This window comes from Streptomyces sp. Je 1-332, from assembly GCF_040730185.1.
Classification (GTDB): domain Bacteria; phylum Actinomycetota; class Actinomycetes; order Streptomycetales; family Streptomycetaceae; genus Streptomyces.
Genome location: NZ_CP160402.1, coordinates 8,099,406 through 8,112,085, shown reverse-complemented (window position 1 = coordinate 8,112,085; position 12,680 = coordinate 8,099,406). Strand labels below are relative to the sequence as shown.

15 protein-coding genes are annotated in these 12,680 nt (G+C 68.9%); 8 read left to right on the top strand and 7 right to left on the bottom strand.

Annotated features, from left to right (window positions below):
• The first annotated feature begins 66 nt into the window (after window positions 1-66).
• The 3 genes from ABXJ52_RS36660 (at window position 67) to ABXJ52_RS36650 (ending at window position 2,444) form a co-directional block, all read left to right on the top strand.
• Window positions 67-534 (top strand): hypothetical protein, encoded by a 468-nt coding sequence (locus ABXJ52_RS36660; RefSeq protein ID WP_367048442.1) that lies wholly within the window; start codon window positions 67-69, stop codon window positions 532-534.
• 88 nt (window positions 535-622) lie between these two features.
• Window positions 623-1,672 (top strand): hypothetical protein, encoded by a 1,050-nt coding sequence (locus ABXJ52_RS36655; RefSeq protein ID WP_367048440.1) that lies wholly within the window; start codon window positions 623-625, stop codon window positions 1,670-1,672.
• Window positions 1,673-1,781: 109 nt separating this feature from the next.
• Window positions 1,782-2,444: an SMI1/KNR4 family protein gene (locus ABXJ52_RS36650; RefSeq protein WP_367048438.1), complete on the top strand. Its 663-nt coding sequence runs from the start codon at window positions 1,782-1,784 to the stop codon at window positions 2,442-2,444.
• A gap of 105 nt (window positions 2,445-2,549) precedes the next feature.
• On the opposite strand, the gene ABXJ52_RS36645 is transcribed toward ABXJ52_RS36650, so the two are convergent.
• Entirely contained in the window at window positions 2,550-3,434 is an 885-nt protein-coding gene (locus tag ABXJ52_RS36645) for an alpha/beta hydrolase (protein ID WP_367048436.1), read from the bottom strand.
• A 70-nt stretch (window positions 3,435-3,504) separates the two neighbouring features.
• On the opposite strand from ABXJ52_RS36645, the gene ABXJ52_RS36640 reads away from it, so the two are divergent.
• The gene (locus ABXJ52_RS36640) at window positions 3,505-4,455 is read left to right on the top strand and encodes a helix-turn-helix domain-containing protein (RefSeq protein WP_367048435.1); all 951 of its coding nucleotides are present in this window, start codon (window positions 3,505-3,507) and stop codon (window positions 4,453-4,455) included.
• A gap of 111 nt (window positions 4,456-4,566) precedes the next feature.
• Window positions 4,567-5,463, top strand: a complete 897-nt coding sequence (locus tag ABXJ52_RS36635) for an aminoglycoside phosphotransferase family protein (RefSeq protein WP_367048433.1) — start codon at window positions 4,567-4,569, stop codon at window positions 5,461-5,463.
• A 58-nt stretch (window positions 5,464-5,521) separates the two neighbouring features.
• Here the strand turns inward: ABXJ52_RS36635 and argF are convergent, their stop codons facing one another.
• Window positions 5,522-6,523: an ornithine carbamoyltransferase gene (argF, locus tag ABXJ52_RS36630; protein WP_367048432.1), complete on the bottom strand. Its 1,002-nt coding sequence runs from the start codon at window positions 6,521-6,523 to the stop codon at window positions 5,522-5,524.
• A gap of 267 nt (window positions 6,524-6,790) precedes the next feature.
• On the opposite strand from argF, the gene ABXJ52_RS36625 reads away from it, so the two are divergent.
• Window positions 6,791-7,597: a DUF899 family protein gene (locus ABXJ52_RS36625; RefSeq protein WP_367048430.1), complete on the top strand. Its 807-nt coding sequence runs from the start codon at window positions 6,791-6,793 to the stop codon at window positions 7,595-7,597.
• A 52-nt stretch (window positions 7,598-7,649) separates the two neighbouring features.
• Here the strand turns inward: ABXJ52_RS36625 and ABXJ52_RS36620 are convergent, their stop codons facing one another.
• The gene (locus ABXJ52_RS36620; protein WP_367048429.1) at window positions 7,650-8,084 is read right to left on the bottom strand and encodes a hypothetical protein; all 435 of its coding nucleotides are present in this window, start codon (window positions 8,082-8,084) and stop codon (window positions 7,650-7,652) included.
• Between the two features lie 60 nt (window positions 8,085-8,144).
• Entirely contained in the window at window positions 8,145-8,756 is a 612-nt protein-coding gene (locus tag ABXJ52_RS36615) for a TetR/AcrR family transcriptional regulator (RefSeq protein ID WP_367048427.1), read from the bottom strand.
• A 75-nt stretch (window positions 8,757-8,831) separates the two neighbouring features.
• On the opposite strand from ABXJ52_RS36615, the gene ABXJ52_RS36610 reads away from it, so the two are divergent.
• Both ABXJ52_RS36610 and ABXJ52_RS36605 read left to right on the top strand, forming a co-directional pair.
• Entirely contained in the window at window positions 8,832-9,314 is a 483-nt protein-coding gene (locus ABXJ52_RS36610; protein ID WP_367048425.1) for an SRPBCC family protein, read from the top strand.
• Between the two features lie 127 nt (window positions 9,315-9,441).
• Window positions 9,442-10,521, top strand: a complete 1,080-nt coding sequence (locus ABXJ52_RS36605; RefSeq protein ID WP_367048423.1) for a polysaccharide deacetylase family protein — start codon at window positions 9,442-9,444, stop codon at window positions 10,519-10,521.
• Between the two features lie 124 nt (window positions 10,522-10,645).
• On the opposite strand, the gene ABXJ52_RS36600 is transcribed toward ABXJ52_RS36605, so the two are convergent.
• From ABXJ52_RS36600 to ABXJ52_RS36590, 3 genes are all read right to left on the bottom strand, one after another.
• The gene (locus ABXJ52_RS36600; RefSeq protein WP_367048421.1) at window positions 10,646-11,350 is read right to left on the bottom strand and encodes a polysaccharide deacetylase family protein; all 705 of its coding nucleotides are present in this window, start codon (window positions 11,348-11,350) and stop codon (window positions 10,646-10,648) included.
• Complete coding sequence (locus tag ABXJ52_RS36595) at window positions 11,347-11,676, bottom strand: hypothetical protein (RefSeq protein ID WP_367048420.1); 330 nt, start codon at window positions 11,674-11,676, stop codon at window positions 11,347-11,349. Before ABXJ52_RS36595 ends, ABXJ52_RS36600 begins: the two co-directional genes overlap by 4 nt.
• 120 nt (window positions 11,677-11,796) lie before the next feature.
• Window positions 11,797-12,645 (bottom strand): class II fructose-bisphosphate aldolase, encoded by an 849-nt coding sequence (locus ABXJ52_RS36590; RefSeq protein ID WP_367048418.1) that lies wholly within the window; start codon window positions 12,643-12,645, stop codon window positions 11,797-11,799.
• Window positions 12,646-12,680: the final 35 nt, after the last annotated feature.

Genomic DNA, 12,680 nt, shown 5'->3' with positions numbered 1-12,680 from the left:
GAGGTGCGGGGCGGAACGATCCATTTCAAGATGGACATCTGCCGCGATCAGAAGGAGCAATGCCCAATGGCTACAGCGCGCAAGCAGACCCCGGCCAAGAAGACGGCTGCCTCCCGCTCGGCGAAGAAGACCTCGTCCCGACCGGCGGCAAAGAAGACGGCCTCCCGCTCGACGAAGGCCTCCAAGTCGACGAAGGCCGCCTCCAAGACCGCCGCGAAGGCCAAGTCTTCCGCCGGCGGATCCACGACCCGTACGCGAGGCTCCGGCTCACAGGACGGCTACACCATGTCCATTCCGGTCGAGCGCATGGCTCGCGGTCTCGTGGACGCCGTCTCCACTCCCCTGGCCTCCGCGGGCCGGGCGCTGCCCTCTCGCGACGGCATGCCCGTCTACCTCGGGCTCGGCGGTCTGGCCGCCGTCGGCGCGGTGGGCGGACCGACAGCCGCGGCCATCGGCGTGGGGTACGCCGCGCTGCGCAAGTGGGGCCCTACGCGCCCGCTCCTCACCGGCGAGGGGAGCACGAGCGCCAAGTAGCGCTTGGCACCCGGTTCGTCGGATTCACTCGGTGATGTACCAGTCGTTGGGGGAACCACCGCGTACAGCCCGGTCGTCAGGTACGGATGTGACTGAAGTGACGCCCGCCGCCCTGCAAGCCGACCACCGCGAACTGATCTCCGAGCTGTCCGGGATCGTCAGCGACTACCCCTACGTGGATCCTGAATCGACCCTCACTGTCCTGGCCGGCGACGCGGCGGAGGCACTGGGCCGCAACGCCACCCCGCAGGGCCGCCGCGAGCGGACCGGGTACACGATCCTCCTCCACGCAACCTGCTGGTACGTCGCTGCACGCGTCTTCAACAAGTCCCTGTTCGCGGCCTACATACAGGTCCTGGACGGGTTCCGCGCCGAGTTGGACCGGGCATCCTGCACCTGCCCGGCGAGCGCCCACCCCGTCGACCTCGACTCGGAGTACGCGGTCGAGGCCGGGGTGAGCATGCTGACCGAGGCAGGCCAGGCCGCGTTCGCCGAGGACGGTGGCCTCGACGCCCAGGAGCTGGCGGCGTTCGGCTGCGAGGGGTTCCTCTCAGACCTGGCCGATCAAGCCCTGGACCGCATGCGCGAGGCGCACCGGGAGCTCTTCGGCGGCATCGATGTGTCCCATCTGGACGCACAGTTCGTCCGAGGCAGCGGCAGCCTCGACATCGTCGCCATGCAGGAGGCGATCCGCCGTACCTGGGAGAACAACACCGGCCCGGTCGCCTTGTGGTCCGCTCGCCGCTGGCTCTCCGGGCAGGTGCGGGAAGAGGAGCGGATCGGCTTGTTCCTGTGCATGTGGATGGGCATCGCCCAGACATACGAGGGCCTGCCCCCCTCGTATGCGCGCGACTTGGCCGCAGCCGTGGACACCATCGACTTGGATGCCTCCTGCGAGCACCCGCAACACCCCTGGTCCGCAGCCGACTCGACCGTGCAGTCCCGCTACCGCGCAGTGGTGCACCTCTACGCACCGCAGGACCACCCCGACACCCCCGTGCCCGCCGAACTCTCGGCCCGCGAGTTGTGGGAATGCCCGGTGCAGTACGCCCAGTTGGCACGAAAGGCTCTGGAGAACTTCAAGGGGTGGCGCACCATGCGGGGCGGTGGAGACGAGGACTGGGACTGGGCGGGCTGAGCGGTGGGTGCGCTTCAGCACTGACCCGACTTGTCGACGGCGAAGCCGCGGCCCCGGTCGGCGGGCGGAGGCCCCTGGCGAGAGGGCCGCGCTCGCTAGTGTGGCCGACATGTCTGATCAGATGAACGTGGACAGAGTCGCAGCAGCGTGGGGACAGATAAGTAGTTGGCTCGCGGAACACGCCCCGTTGTCGAGCGAGGCGCTGCTGCCGCCCGCACCTCCGCAGGAGGTCGTCGCAGCCGAGCAGAAGCTGCGCGACTACGCCGGGCACGGCTTCCCGGCCGAGCTGAAGTCCTTGTGGTCGCTGTGTGGAGGGCTCCAGCCAGTTGATCTGCCGGAGGAAGACGAGGACGACGGTGACCTGAACCCGCACGGGTTCATCCCGGAAGGGGATCTGCTCTCCCCAGGGTGGGCTGTCCATGCGTGCTTCCGCTCCGACGGCTTTGCAGACGAGTCGAAACCGCCGGAGATCCAGTGGGTGCCGTTCTTGGGCGAGCACTGGGAAGGGGGTGTCTTCGGCCGTTACGTCGATGCCGCGCTTTCGCCGAGCCCCGTGGGCCGTTGGGATGCGATGGCGGGCCTGCAGATAGGCGGTGGTACCTGCTTTCCGTCGATCGCTGATCTGCTGGAGCAGACGGTCGAGGGCATCACACACGGCGGAGGGCCGCTGGTCACCGACAGGCAGGTGCCGGGACTGGAGAAAGGCTGCCTGACATGGCAGGACCCACGTGAACCCCTGATGCGGCATCCTGCTTGGCGGCCTCTGCACTAGAGCTGCCGACCGCCCCGACTCGTCCGGGTCCCGGTTCGCTCGGCCGTCGTATTCGGCGTTGGCTCGCCGCAGTCGCAGCCTCGAAAGGGCGAGCTCGTGATCGCATTACGAGTCCGAAGGCGTCGGCGTCGGCATCGGCGTCGCGAAGAAGTTGGCGAGTTCGTGGCCGATTTGGGCAGGGGCGTTCTCTGTGGGGATGTGGTCCGCATCTGGGATGCGGATGAGCGTCGTGCCGGGCATCTCTGAGGCGAACTGTTCGGCGTATTGCACTGTTTCGTGGAGGTCGTCTTCCCCCCAGATCAACAGCTTGGGCGTCGTGGACCGCTTCAGGGCGGGAACGAGGTCGAGCGTGTATCGGTTGTCGGCGGCGGCGGCCAAAGCCATCCAGGAACGGCGCACTCGTTCGTCCGTCCACGGGTCCAAGTAGTCCGTGATCAACGGCTCAGTGGCGACACCGGCCAGGACTCTCGTGATCGCCTGCCGACGGGCGGCGCGTACGCCCTCTTCCGCGCCCCCGTCCCGGAATTGGGCCACGTGGGGCGCGGGCCAGGAGTCGTAGAGGACCGAGTTCACCAAGGCCAACCGGGACACGTCGAGCTCCTTGTGGGCGAGGAGGTGCTGGGCGATGGCGCCGCCGATGTCATGTCCTGCCACGGCGATGGGGCCGGAGAGGTTCAGCGCGGCGGCGAATCGCGTCACCCAGTCGGCGAGGGCCGGAACCGTGGCCGTTTCCGGCGTGAGGCGGCCTCCTGAGCGTCCAAGCCCGGGGAGGTCGACGGCGAGGGGCCGCAGCCCTGCTTCGGCGAGGTGGCCGAGTACGGGGAGCCAGACACGGCTCCAGTACGTTCCGTGCAGCATCAGCACGGGCGGGGCGTCCTGCCGCCCTGCGGTCAAGTAGCTGGCTGGGTCGCCGTCCACCTGGACTGCGGTCCTCACCACGGTTGATTCGGAGGGCTCGCTGGTTTCGGTGGTTCCAGTGGTTTCGCTCATTGGGCCACTGTGTCCCGTGTGGGCTGTCCGGCCGAGTGTCGAGAAAGACACCTAGGGGTACATTCTTGCCATGCGTCCTCATCGGGTGGTGGCCCTGCTCAATCCTCCTCAGTCGCCCTTCGAACTCTCCTGCGTCACCGAGGTCTTCGGCACCGCCCCGCAGGAAGGGCCGCCTCGCTACAGCTTCGGGATCTGCGCCGAGCACCCCGGCCCGCTGCCGACCACCGCCGGTTACGCGATGGTCGTCGACGCCGCGCTGGAGGCCTTGGAGCAAGCGGACACCGTAGTCGTCCCCGGCTGGCAACCGGCCGGCGCCGCCGCATCACCGGCCGTCACCGCGGCGCTGCGGGCCGCCCACCGGCGCGGTGCGAGGATCGTCGCCATCTGCACGGGCGCCTTCGTCCTCGCCCAGGCCGGACTGCTCGACGGCCGCCGCGCCACCACCCACTGGCGAGACACCGCTCGGCTCGCCGCCGCCTTCCCCAGGGTGCGCGTCGACCAGGATGTGCTCTTCGTGGACCACGGAGACGTGGCCACCAGTGCCGGAACCGGTGCGGGTATCGACCTGTGCCTGCACCTGGTCCGTTCTGACCACGGCTCTGCTTACGCCACTCAGATCGCCAGAAACATGGTCCTGCCGCCACACCGGGAGGGCAGCCAACTCCAGTACGCCGCACAGCCCACGCCGGCCAGGGCGGACGAGTCATTGGCACCCCTACTGGAGTGGGCAGCCTCCCGACTCGACACCCGACTGACCCTCGACCGGCTCGCCGAACAGGCCGGGCTTTCCAGCCGGACCCTTGCTCGGCGGTTCACCGAACAACTCGGCACCAGCCCGGGACAGTGGCTGCTCGGTCAACGCCTCGACGGGGCACGTGTCTTGCTGGAACAGACCGACCTGCCGGTCGAAGCCATCGCCAACCGCGTCGGACTCACTTCGGCAGTCAATCTGCGCCGCCGTTTCCGAGCACACCTCGGCACCACACCCGGCGCCTACCGACGCACCTTCGGCCAGAACTGACGGAACTGGGCTTCGCAGCTTCTGGGTTGAGCGCAAGACCCTCACCCCGCGCCATGCCCCGCCCCACGCCCGGCGCCCGCTCCGTCTGCCGCCTCAGTACTGTGGCTTCGCATGACCGACTCCGAGATCGAGATCACCGCAGACCTGGTCCGCGACCTGCTACGGGAACAGCATCCAGACCTCGCAGGGCTGGCCATCCGCGAGGTCGCGGGCGGCTGGGGGAACCAAATGTGGCGCCTCGGTGACGAGTTGGCCGTGCGCATGCAGCGCATGGACCCCACTCCGGAGCTCCAGCTCAAGGAACGGCAGTGGCTGCCCGTGCTGGCCCCGCGCCTGCCGCTCCCCGTCCCGAACCCCGTGCGGTTCGGTGCACCGTCCGAGCTCTTCCCCAAGCACTGGACCGTGATGACGTGGGTCCCCGGCGAGCCGCTGGACCATGCCTCGATCAGCCGCAGCGGCCACGCGGCCGACACACTGGCGCGCTTCCTCAGGGCACTCCACGTGGAGGCACCCGCCGAGGCGCCGAGCAGCACGGACTTCGGCGCTCACCCCAAACACTGCACGCGCGGCTTCGAGAACTTCTTCCAGGCTGTCGCGCCCGACGACATCGCTGCCGACGTCCGGGCTGTCTGGGACGACGCCGTCGCGGCCCCCGAGTGGGAGGGTCCGCCGGTCTGGGTGCACGGCGACCTCCATCCCGCGAACGTCGTCGTCTCTGACGGAACGCTCTCGGGCATCGTCGACTTCGGTGCCATGTTCGCCGGCGACCCGGCCTGGGACCTCGCAGCCGCATGGGTGCTGCTACCCGAAGGCACAGCCCCACGGTTCTTCGACACGTACGCGCACGCAGACGAAGCGGCGATCCGGCGCGCCCGCGGGCTCGCCGCCACGAAGAGCCTGTTCCTGATGCTCATGGGGCAGAACGGAGATCGAGGCCTTCCGGGTGGCAAGCCGCGCTGGGGCCCTGCGGGCCGGGCGGCCCTTGATCGTGTCCTGACGGGCGTTTGACCGCGGGTTCCCTTTAACCGTGCTCTCGCACTGGCGCTCCCCCACTCGGCGGCTGTCTTCAGCCGGCCCGCTGCTGAGACGTGGTGATCAGGGTGTGCAGTACGGCCTGGGCGGTGGGGAGTCGGTTCGCTGCCTGCTGCCAGGCCAGGCAGCGTGGGCCGTCGAGGATGTCCGAGGTGATCTCCTGCCCACGTACGGCGGGCAGGCAGTGCAGGACCATCGCGTCCTGGGGCGCCTGGGACAGAAGCAGGTCATCGACCCGGTACCGCGCCAGATGTGTCGTGCGCTCCGCGGCCTGGTCGTGCTGGTCCATGGCCACCCACACTTCGGCGTAGAGAGCCTGCGCGTCGCGGACGGCCTCTTCGGGCTCTGTGGTGACAGAGACGGACCCGCCAGTCTGGTCCGCCGTCTGCCGGGCCTCCTCCAGGAGGTCCGCGTCGGTCTCGTAGCCGGGAGGGCTGGCGATGACCAGGTGCATGCCTGAGGCGGCGCATGCGGACAGGAAGGAATTGCAGGTGTTGCTCTTCCCGTCTCCGATGAAGGCGGCCCTCAATCCGGCAAGTGTCCCGAAGTGCTCGCGCAGAGCCATCAGATCAGCCAGGGACTGGCAGGGGTGGTGGCTGTTGGTCAGGGCGTTGATGACCGGGACCGAGGAGGATTCAGCCACCTCCTCCACCGTGGAGTGCTCGTACGTGCGCACCGTGATGGCGTCGAGGTAGGAGGACAGGACGCGGGCGGTGTCGGCGACGGTCTCCCCGTGGCCGAGCTGAAGCTCGTCCCGGTTCAGCACGATGGCGGCCATGCCGAGTCGTTGAGCGGCTGTGGCCAGCGACACCCGCGTACGTGTGGACGGCTTCTCGAAGACACACCCGACCGTTGCGCCACGAAGGCTGTCGAGCCAGCCCAGCGGCTCGCGCTTCATGTCGTCCGCCAGATCGAGCAGAGTCGGCAGGACCCCCGGGTCCAGGTCGCTGACCCGCAGCAGATGATCCGGAATCTTGCCTCGCGTGAGCGGCGAGTCGGTGACGGAAGGTGCGGGAGGAGGGGGAGGAGGGGGCATGGCACGTCTCCGATTCAGGTTTCCACCAGGCGGCACAGCCCGAGCCTGTACCCGGACGAAAGAGCGGGCACCCTCACCCGTCCGATCGGATGAACCTTCCGGGGTCCTCATCCGCACCGGCAGCACCGGAGGAGCCGACCGGTCGCTGGGGTGCCACACGCGCGCCACGCCGCGGCACCGTTGCGTGCCGCCGGCGACCGTCGTTGAGTTCTAGTTGAGTTCCAAGGGATGCAGCGGTGAATCAGCGGGTGAAGGAGAGAAGCAGCCATGACGGATGAATCAGCCATCCTCGGCAAACCGGCGGTCGTCGACCGCGCCACCTTTCAGGCCGAACTCGACAACCTGCGGGCCCGGGAGAAAGCGCACACCCGGGAAGGCGACGCGATCGCCGCGACCCGTCGGCGCCTCCCCATGGTCGAGGTCGACCCCGGGCTCGAGCTGATCGGACCGAACGGTCCACTCACCCTGCGCGACGCGTTCGAAGGCCGCCGAGAGCTCGCCGCCTACTACTTCATGTGGTGGCCCACCCGGCCCGCGCCGGAGCAGTGCGAAGGGTGCACGCTGTTCCTCAGCCAGGTCGCCGAGCTGTCCTACCTGCACTCCCGTGACATCACCTACGCCGTCTTCAGCCAGGGGCGCAACACCGCGTTCGGCCCCGGCGACCCGCAGGTCTCGTACGACGAGAGCCTGCGCTACCGGGACTTCATGGGCTGGACCATGCCGTGGTACTCGGCGCAGCCCTCCCTCGATGCGCTCCTCGTCGGCCGCGAGCAAGGGTTGTTCCACCTCGTGTGCTACCTCCGGGACGGTGACCGCGTCTTCGAGACCTACTGGACGAACCGCCGCGGCGTGGAGGCGATGGACTACAGCTACGCGCTCATGGACCTCGCCGTCTACGGACGTCAGGAGCCTTGGGAGGACTCACCGCCCGGCTGGCCACAACACTGCTCCATGAGGACCCACAGCGGCTCACCCACGTGGCGGCCGGTGTCGGAGGAGTCGGGCGGACGGCCCGTCGCCCAGTGGCCGCGACTCGACGCCGGACACTCCGACGACCTCGCTCCTGGACAGTGATTTTGCTCGCCCTCGGGCGGTCACGGTCGTGCCAACGCCCCCTTCTGGAGGTTCAGGCCGGCTGGTCAGCCCCGGGCGCAGCCACAGAGGCCGTCGCCTGCTGCCGATCGAGCTTCTCCAGGACGCGGTCGCGGAGCAGCTCGTACTCCTGTCGGAGCCTGCGCCATTCGGTCACGGGCGGGCGGGGAATCACGACGCCTCCGGTGACGATCTCCTCCGGACGAAACTGCTCGCGCGTGAGGTCGATCTCGATGCCCATGCCCAGACGGTTCCACCAGTGGTAGTCCACACGCTCTCCGTCCACGTGGACCTCTCCCCGGATCAACTCGCCTCCCAGCAGGTCGTTGAGCACCATGGCGGTCACCCCGCACTGATCCCGGGCCGGGTTGTCCTCGGACCAGTCCGACCGGAACTCAGGCGTGCACGTCTCGGCACTCCAACTGCTGCGAACGGCTCGTTCGATGTCGGTGATAAGCAACGGTTTCATGGCGGTGATCCTGCCAGCAGGCACTGACAACAGCCGGACGCCGACAGCGTCGGCAACCCCTCAGCCGGTGGCGGCCGACGTCGCAGAAGCCATGCTGAGCAGCGCGGTGGCGGATTCCTCGGCCAGATCCTCGGCATGGGCGGGGAGGGGCTTGCCGGCGCGCAGGTGGCGGCGTACCAGCGCCAGGGGCAGGTCGACCAGGGCGAGCATGACGCCTTCCGTGGCCTGGGGGTCCTCTGCGCCCAGAGCTGCGGCGACGGATGCGAGTGCGGTGTAGACGCGCTGGTTGCCGCGGTCCGCGCGCCGGATGAGTTCCTCGGGCCAGTCCGGGCGCCCGAAGTCCTCGGCGCCGTAGAGGAGCAGAGCGGCTTCCTCTGGGTTGGCCCGGGCCCAGGCGACGACCTGGCGGGCTGCCGCCGCCCCGGCCCGCTGCACGTCGGCGTCTGCTTCGAGTGTCGCGAGGTACCCCTCCTGGAACCTCTCGACCGTCCGCAGCCACACCTCCGCCAGCAGAGCCGTCCGTCCGTCGAACCGGTGGTACACCGAACCGCTCGGGGCTCCTACCTCCTTGGCCACGGCGGACATGGTGACGCCGGTCGGCCCTGCGGCGGCGGCCCGCCGCACGGCGGCGTCGAGGAGCTGGTGCACGTCGAATCGGGGTGGTCTTGCCATGACCCAGAGGGTATTCTCAAACGTATTAGAGACTCCTCTCTATAATGCTCTCCATAACGAGCCCCGGGAGACCAAATGGGCATCTACAACGTTCACGAGCGCCTGTTGGCCGCGACGGAGAGCGAGGTGGGTGCGCTGATCGACACCCTGGCCGGATCCGAGGACGCGCTGTGGCCGCGTGAGGAATGGCCCCCCATGGAGTTCGACCGCCCGTTGGCCGCCGGGGCGGTAGGTGGCCACGGCCCTGTCAGGTACACCGTCGCCACCTACGTCCCCTCCACGTGGGTGCGGTTCACCTTCAGCGGGCCACGCGGCTTTCACGGCTTCCACGAGTACGCCGTCCTGGCCGTCGACGAGGAGCACACACTGCTGCGCCACACCCTCGCCATGAACGCTCGCGGCCCGGCCCGGCTCACCTGGCCGCCGGTCTGGCGGCCACTCCACGACGCGCTCCTGGAGGACAGCCTGGACCGCGCCGAACTCGCCTGCACGGGAGCGGTCGCGCGCTCTGCCCGACGGGGTCGATACGTGCGGCTGCTCCGCGCTCTTGCTCGCTGATCGCTGATCGCGAAGCGGCCGCCACGCTCAAGTGAGCAATTTCAGTCAAGGCGTGCGCATCGTTGCCGCCAGTCGCGCGAACCAGCACAGTGGCAGCGTCAGTTGATCACGGCATTGAGGAGTTTCCTTGCCGCACCATCTCTCCTCGGTCAGTCCACGCCACGCCCTGGAGGCCAGTCAGGACCTGGTGAACCGACGCCGGGGCGTGCCGATGTTCGTCTCCTTGCGTTCCACTTCGCCCGTCGGCGATCCGCGTACCGAAACGAGCGATCCACCCCCTGCTCCCCCACAGTCCGACGACTCCGCACTCGCCGACGCCTTCTGCGTCTACCGCGATCAGCTCGAAGGGCACGCTGAAGAAGAAACAGAAGAAGAAACAGTGGTGCGTACGCTGCAGGCCCTCGCCTATACCAGCCTCGGGCCCCACCGCGTTCCACCCCAACCGTCGACTCCGACTCCGACTCCGAGTCCGACACCGCCGCCGGGCCACGCACACGGCTCGCGTCGGGAGTTGTCGGCCGAGTTGGGCGTCAGCGCGGAGCACACGGCGGACGACCTGCGTGCGGGCCAGTTCCTGCGCATGGTGAACTACCACAACACTCCGGCCAGTTGGAAAGGCGAGCTGGTGGCGGAACTGCGCCGCTACGCGGAGGACTTCGAGACAGTCACTGTCGCCGATCTCGACCGCTTCTCGCGAACGGGAGTGTGGCACAAGTCCCGCCCTGGGCTGCTGCCAGTCTTCTACGAGGGGTATCGGGACAACTACGAAGTCGCCGCGGCTGCCTGCGATGAGGCCGGGGTCGTCGGCTGGTTCTTCGTCTGCACAGCCTTCGTGGACACCCCCGCCGAGGCCCAGTACGACTACGCCCTCGCCCACCGGATCAAGCTCGTGCCGGAGAACCCGCGCGGTGAACGCATCGCCATGAGCTGGGACGAGATAGGCGACCTGCACCGGCGCGGCCATGTGGTCACTCCGCACACCGCCTCCCACGCCCTCGCCCGCAAGGTGCTCACGCAGGAGCACATCGAGCGTGAAGTGGTCGAGCCGAAGCGGCTGATGGACCGCGTCACGGGCGGATCCGCGCTGTGCACCGCATGGCTGGAGGGCACCTCCTGGACGGGCGAATCGCCGGCCGACCGGGCCCTGGTCGAGGCCGGCTATCGCTTCGTGTTCAGCAACACCATGGTGCAGAGGCTGCCCGACTGATCCGGAGAGCGCGGAGAGCGCGGAGAGCGCGGAGAGCAGGGAACTGGACTGCGGTGCGGCACGCGTGTGCCGCCCCGCAGTCCCGCTGGCCGCGTCCCGCTGCCCCGTCTCCTGCCGAGCCCCGCTACCCGATGTACTGGATCATGGTGTTGCCGAACTGGTAGCGGTAGCCCGCCTCACGCAGCGCCGCGTCCACCGCCGGGTCCGCTCCGTGCGGCGTGCCCCACAGGAAGGCCGTGCACGCGGCGTCCTGGCCGGTGACCGCGTCCATCCGGCGTTTGGGCTCGGCGATCTCGCGCTCGAAGTCCTGGCCGGTGTGCAGGGAGGCGGCCGCGGCGTGGTTGGCGGTGTGCGGGGTGACCACGTGCCGTTGGCTGAGTTCCGCGACGTCGTCCCAGGTCATGGCGAGGCGTTCGCCATCGCGGTTTTCCTGCACCAGATCGATGTGGTGCCCGTTGGCGTACTCGTACTGGTCCTCGACGGGCACGTCCAGGAATGCGGTGCAGATGAAGAACCAGGCGGTCAGACCTGCCTCCTCGGCAAGGGGCGCGGCGACCTCGGCGTTGTTGCGGTAGCCCTCGTAGAAGACCGGGATGACGCCGGGGCGGCTCTTGTGCCAGCGGCCGGTGGTCCGGAACAGGTCGAGATCCTCCAGGGTGACGGCGGAGAAGTGTTCGGCCAGAGCCTTCAGTTCGCCGCGGATCTTGTCCCTGTCGGCGTGCGGGGTGTTGTGGTAGTTGACCACGCGCAGGTACTGGCCGGAGCGGAAGGCCTGTTCCTGGACGGAGAAGGACGGGAGCCGGGTCTGCGGGGTGGTGTTGGTGTTCATCGCTGGGTCCCGTCCTTCTGCGCGGTGGCGGTGGGGGGTGTGAAGTGGACTGCTCCCATGAGCTGGAGGACTTCGATCAAGGAGGGTTCGGCGTCGTCCGGCGCGTCGGGTGCGAGCGTGCCCTGGTAGTGGCGGAGCAGCCCGGCGAGTTCCTCACCTTCGGGGTCCGGCTGTGCCGGTTCTGACTGCTGGTTGCCGTCGCGTGAGGGAACCTGCAGGGCCAGGATCATGGGGATGCCCTCACGTTCGAGGACCCGCTCGCCCAGTGCGGTGAGCAGCGCCCGAGGGTCGGGGACGGGTTCATGGCGGGGCGCGGGACTGGTCATGCATTGACTCCTGTGAGGTCGAAGTGCTGGCGGGATTGGCTGGTGTCAGGGGGTGGCCGGCTTGGCGGTGGCCAGTCCGAGGGTGGCCTGCTAGGCGGTGGCCGGCCCGGCGATGGCCTGCTAGGCGGTGGCCGGCTCTGGGGTGAGGAGGCGGAGCTGTTGTTCCGTGGCGCGTGCGACCGCCTCGCGGCCCGCCGCGAGGTAGCGCCGTGGGTCCACGCCGCTGTAGTCGTCGAGGCCGATGCGGACAGCCCGGGTGAAGGCCGCGCTCAGATGCGTGCCGAAGTTGATTTTCCGCATGCCGTGGGTGATCGCCGACCGGATTTCCTGGTCCGGCACGCCGGATGAACCGTGCAGGACGAGCGGCACGTCGATGGCCGCGCGCAGCCGGGCGATGAGGTTCTGGTCGAGCGAGGCGTTGCGTTCGGTCATGGCGTGGGAGCTGCCGACCGCCACCGCGAGCGCGTCCACTCCGGTGGCGCGTACGTAGTCGGCGGCTTCGGTGGGGTCCGTGCGCGCCGTGGCGGAGTGGACCCCGTCCTTGCCGCCGATCTCGCCCAACTCGGCCTCGACCCAGATGCCTTCGTCATGGAGGCGTGCGGTGACGGCGGCCGTCCTGGCGACGTTTTCCGTGTGCGGCAGCCGTGATGCGTCGAACATGACCGAGCCGCAGCCGAGTTCCCGCGCGCGCAGCACGAGCTCCTCGTCCTCTACGTGGTCGAGGTGCAGGGCGAGTGGCATACCGCAGCGCCGGGCGATGGCCGCGGCGGCACTGAGCAGCGGCGCGGGGTCGTCGCGGTGGTAGCGGACCGCGTTGTGGCTGACGGCGAGGATGGCCGGTGACTTCGCGGCCTCGCAGGCCTGGGCGACGGCCTCGGCCTGTTCCAGGGTCACGATGTTGAAGGCGAGGACCGCGGAATCCGTGCGTACGGCGTGGTCCATCAGACTGGCGGTGGGGACCAGGGGCATGGGGCACCTCTGTGTGGCTGGGGCCGGGCGGAGTG

Coding starts and splice junctions, on each gene's coding strand:
- ABXJ52_RS36660 (WP_367048442.1), top strand. CDS start 67: ATGGCTACAGCGCGCAAGCAGACCCCGGCCAAGAAGACGGCTGCCTCC.
- ABXJ52_RS36650 (WP_367048438.1), top strand. CDS start 1,782: ATGTCTGATCAGATGAACGTGGACAGAGTCGCAGCAGCGTGGGGACAG.
- ABXJ52_RS36645 (WP_367048436.1), bottom strand. CDS start 3,434: ATGAGCGAAACCACTGGAACCACCGAAACCAGCGAGCCCTCCGAATCA.
- ABXJ52_RS36640 (WP_367048435.1), top strand. CDS start 3,505: ATGCGTCCTCATCGGGTGGTGGCCCTGCTCAATCCTCCTCAGTCGCCC.
- ABXJ52_RS36635 (WP_367048433.1), top strand. CDS start 4,567: ATGACCGACTCCGAGATCGAGATCACCGCAGACCTGGTCCGCGACCTG.
- argF (WP_367048432.1), bottom strand. CDS start 6,523: ATGCCCCCTCCTCCCCCTCCTCCCGCACCTTCCGTCACCGACTCGCCG.
- ABXJ52_RS36625 (WP_367048430.1), top strand. CDS start 6,791: ATGACGGATGAATCAGCCATCCTCGGCAAACCGGCGGTCGTCGACCGC.
- ABXJ52_RS36620 (WP_367048429.1), bottom strand. CDS start 8,084: ATGAAACCGTTGCTTATCACCGACATCGAACGAGCCGTTCGCAGCAGT.
- ABXJ52_RS36615 (WP_367048427.1), bottom strand. CDS start 8,756: ATGGCAAGACCACCCCGATTCGACGTGCACCAGCTCCTCGACGCCGCC.
- ABXJ52_RS36610 (WP_367048425.1), top strand. CDS start 8,832: ATGGGCATCTACAACGTTCACGAGCGCCTGTTGGCCGCGACGGAGAGC.
- ABXJ52_RS36600 (WP_367048421.1), bottom strand. CDS start 11,350: ATGAACACCAACACCACCCCGCAGACCCGGCTCCCGTCCTTCTCCGTC.
- ABXJ52_RS36595 (WP_367048420.1), bottom strand. CDS start 11,676: ATGACCAGTCCCGCGCCCCGCCATGAACCCGTCCCCGACCCTCGGGCG.
- ABXJ52_RS36590 (WP_367048418.1), bottom strand. CDS start 12,645: ATGCCCCTGGTCCCCACCGCCAGTCTGATGGACCACGCCGTACGCACG.